The 3,100-nt window shown below is 63.7% G+C and carries 4 protein-coding genes and 1 pseudogene; 4 read left to right on the top strand and 1 reads right to left on the bottom strand.

The genetic code is table 11. The features are described from left to right. From WBB85_RS16495 to WBB85_RS16480, 4 genes and pseudogenes are all read left to right on the top strand, one after another. A pseudogene (locus tag WBB85_RS16495) lies at positions 1 to 208 on the top strand (DUF6502 family protein); the annotation flags it as partial. Between the two features lie 2 nt (positions 209 to 210). Further along, entirely contained in the window at positions 211 to 1,101 is an 891-nt protein-coding gene (locus WBB85_RS16490) for a DUF5666 domain-containing protein (protein WP_432639688.1), read from the top strand. Between the two features lie 103 nt (positions 1,102 to 1,204). Then, positions 1,205 to 1,924: a 1-(5-phosphoribosyl)-5-[(5-phosphoribosylamino)methylideneamino]imidazole-4-carboxamide isomerase gene (gene hisA / locus WBB85_RS16485; protein ID WP_432639687.1), complete on the top strand. Its 720-nt coding sequence runs from the start codon at positions 1,205 to 1,207 to the stop codon at positions 1,922 to 1,924. A 107-nt stretch (positions 1,925 to 2,031) separates the two neighbouring features. Then, a complete protein-coding gene (locus WBB85_RS16480) occupies positions 2,032 to 2,496 on the top strand; it encodes a DUF2867 domain-containing protein (RefSeq protein ID WP_432639686.1) in 465 nt (154 codons plus the stop codon). On the opposite strand, the gene WBB85_RS16475 is transcribed toward WBB85_RS16480, so the two are convergent. Beyond that, a complete protein-coding gene (locus tag WBB85_RS16475; RefSeq protein WP_432639685.1) occupies positions 2,493 to 2,912 on the bottom strand; it encodes a DUF302 domain-containing protein in 420 nt (139 codons plus the stop codon). The two genes, WBB85_RS16480 and WBB85_RS16475, sit on opposite strands and share 4 nt — an antisense overlap. Positions 2,913 to 3,100: the final 188 nt, after the last annotated feature.

The raw sequence follows: 3,100 nt of genomic DNA, 5'->3' as shown, positions 1-3,100 counted from the left end.
CCGGGTGGTGCGGTATTCGCATCTGTCACAAGCCTCGGTGGAAAGCCTGACGGGCGAGGCTGAGACAAAGGCGCAGGCGCTGCTGGAAGAGATTAACCGTATGGCGCAGGATCTTCAGCACAGGGATCGGGATCTGTCCGGGACCAACCGCTTTGCATTCGGGGCCTATGTCCTGTCTCCTCGCCCGAAAACCGAAGGGTCCGACTGATCATGTGGTTTCGTTTCCTGTCTGTCAGCATCGCGCTTCTTCTCGGTTCTGTCGCCGGTCAGGCCCAGGATGACGACCGTGAAGGCGGCATCATCGGCACAGGTATTTCCGGGACGATTACCGCGCTTGGCAGCATCTATGTGAACGGCCAGCATATCCTCTACGATGACGGGCTTGCGGTCACGGGCGGCTTGGGTGTTGCCCGTGCGCCGGACCTTGTTCCGGGCCATACGGTTGCTGTTGTCGCCGTGCCCGACGGCGAAGCGTGGCGGGCGCGGAATATCCGTCAGGTTCTACCATTGGTCGGTCCCGTCATGTTGGAGGGCGGTGAGGTTCTGATCATGGGCACCAAGGTTGTGATGCCCGCCGATGCGGTGCCGCCCGCGCCCGGTGAATGGCTGGCAGTCAGCGGCCTATGGCGCGGCGATGAGGTTGTGGCCACCCGGGTGGATGCGCTTCCCGACGGGGAACGCATTGCCATGGTCAGCGGGACCTATCTCGGCGCCGTCAACGGCCGGACGATGGTTGGTGGCACTCGGATTGGTGGGATCGAACCCCGGCACCTTGAACCCGGCGATACGGTGCGCGTCTATGGCAGCCCCGCCGGGGATGGTCTGTCGGCTGTTCGTTTGGAAAAGGGTCTCTTCGACGGAGAGGTCGGCCTCGTGCAGGTCGAGGGCTATTATTCCCCGCCGCAGCCGGACGGGCTCTATTCCGTGCTGGGAAGCGGGCTGGTCGCCTATACTGATCAGCCGGGAATGATCGACCCCGGGGAGCGGGTGCTGCGATGCGGTGCGGAAGGGCAGTTGGACTATTACACGGACGGATCGCCCCTGACCGGCGTGACCACACCGGAACTGGCCCGCCGCCTGATGTGCGTTCCGCCGGGCTGAGCCCTTAAGACGGGCTTTTCCTGCGCGCAAAACTGGCAGCGAACGGCTTTGCAATCCGGACCACCTGTGGCAAGAGGCGCCGGACCCAGAACGGAAGGCGCCCATGATCCTCTATCCAGCCATCGACCTGAAAGACGGCCAATGCGTGCGGCTTCTGCACGGCGAGATGGACAAGGCGACCGTCTTTGGCGACGACCCGGCAGCACAAGCCGCCAAGTTCGAGGCGGCTGGGTGCGACTGGCTGCATCTGGTGGATCTCAATGGCGCATTCGCAGGTGAGCCTGTGAACGCGGCGGCTGTCGAGGCGATCCTGAAACAGGTGAAGGTGCCCGCCCAGCTTGGCGGCGGCATTCGCGACCTGGGCACGATCGAGATGTGGCTGTCGAAGGGGCTGTCGCGGGTGATCCTTGGCACTGTCGCGGTCGAGAATCCCGATCTTGTGCGGGAAGCTGCGCGCGCCTTCCCCGGCAAGGTCGCCGTCGGCATCGACGCCCGGAATGGAAGGGTCGCCACCAAGGGGTGGGCCGAGGAAACTGACGTGATGGTCACCGATCTGGCAAAAAGCTTTGAGGATGCTGGGGTGGCCGCCATCATCTATACCGACATTCTGCGCGACGGCGCGATGAAAGGGCCGAATATCGAGGCGACCGAGGCGCTGGCCCGTGCGGTAACGATCCCGGTCATTGCCTCGGGCGGCGTCTCGACCCTCGCCGACCTCATAACGCTGCGCGATACCGGGGTCATTGCCGGGGCGATCTCGGGACGGGCGCTCTATGACGGGGCGATCGTTCTTGGCGATGCCATTGCGGCCTTGCGGGCATAGGCCCCTCCGCCGCGACAATATGCGCACGGGATGGCCGGGTTCGCGCTTGACGCGGGCGTCCCGTCCGGCTTGGGTTCGGGCAACGCAATCAAGGCGAGGTTCCCGTGATGGCGATGGCACCCCTATCGAACGAAAAGCTGCCCGAAACTGCGCGGCTTTGGCGTTATTTCCGAACAGGCGACTTCATCGACGGTTACGCCGTCGCCTCACCGCTTTCCGCCCGTGATGCGGCTGCGCTTGGGTTTCGCATGCCAGGCTGGGCGATGGCGCTTCTCAGGTTTCGCAATATCATCGTCCGGCCCTTCGGGTTGCGCACCGACAGGCCCGCGAATGAGGCCGGGATCGGGATGTTTCCCATCGAATACGAGGGGCCGGGCGAGATGATTCTGGGGTTTGACGACCGCCACCTCGACTTTCGCATCGGCATTCTGGGCGACGGGACTGTGATCCGCATGGGCACATGGGTGCGCCCGCACAACCTTGCCGGCAGGATCTATCTGGCTTGCGTCATGCCGTTCCACATCCTGATCGTGCGGAACGCCATGGCGCGGATCGGTCGGGCTGTGGCTTAACCGCCCGCTGCGGCGGCGGTCAGTTTGCCAAGCGCGCCGGTCATCTTGCCGATGACCTCGGCATCCTTCGGGATCGCCAGATCGTCGAACATCTCTGCCGGGGCCTCATAGGCCAGCCAGACGCCGTCGGCATCCTCATAGGCCAGTACTTTCAAGGGCAGGTAGAGCCCGGCGAGTGGGTCGGCCTTGATCGCGGGTGTTCCAAGGGCCGGATTGCCGAAGATCAGAAGCTGTGAGGCACCAATCGGCATGCCGACCTTCTCAGCGCCCGCACCGTGATCAACCCGCACGAATACAGTGGCACCTGCCCCGGTCACGGCGGCCTCCAGCCGGTCCATGACCTCGGCGACGCTGCCGGTGGCTGCCACTTTCATGACATCGGCATATGCGGCCGACGATGTCATAGCCGCAGCCATGACCAAACCTGATATTCCCTTCATTTCGGGTCCCTCTTTCCTTTCCACTGTTCTGCGCCAATGGTCTGGCCTTCTGCGGCCCATGCCAATAAAAGATGCCGTGATCGGCAACGGACCGCCTGAACATGCTCAAGACCCGTATCATTCCCTGCCTTGACGTGGCCGATGGCCGCGTGGTCAAGGGCGTC

The organism is Albidovulum sp. (assembly GCF_049646345.1).
Lineage (GTDB): Bacteria > Pseudomonadota > Alphaproteobacteria > Rhodobacterales > Rhodobacteraceae > Albidovulum.
Note: the sequence above shows the minus strand (reverse complement) of the source record. Positions and strands in the feature narration are given on the sequence as shown.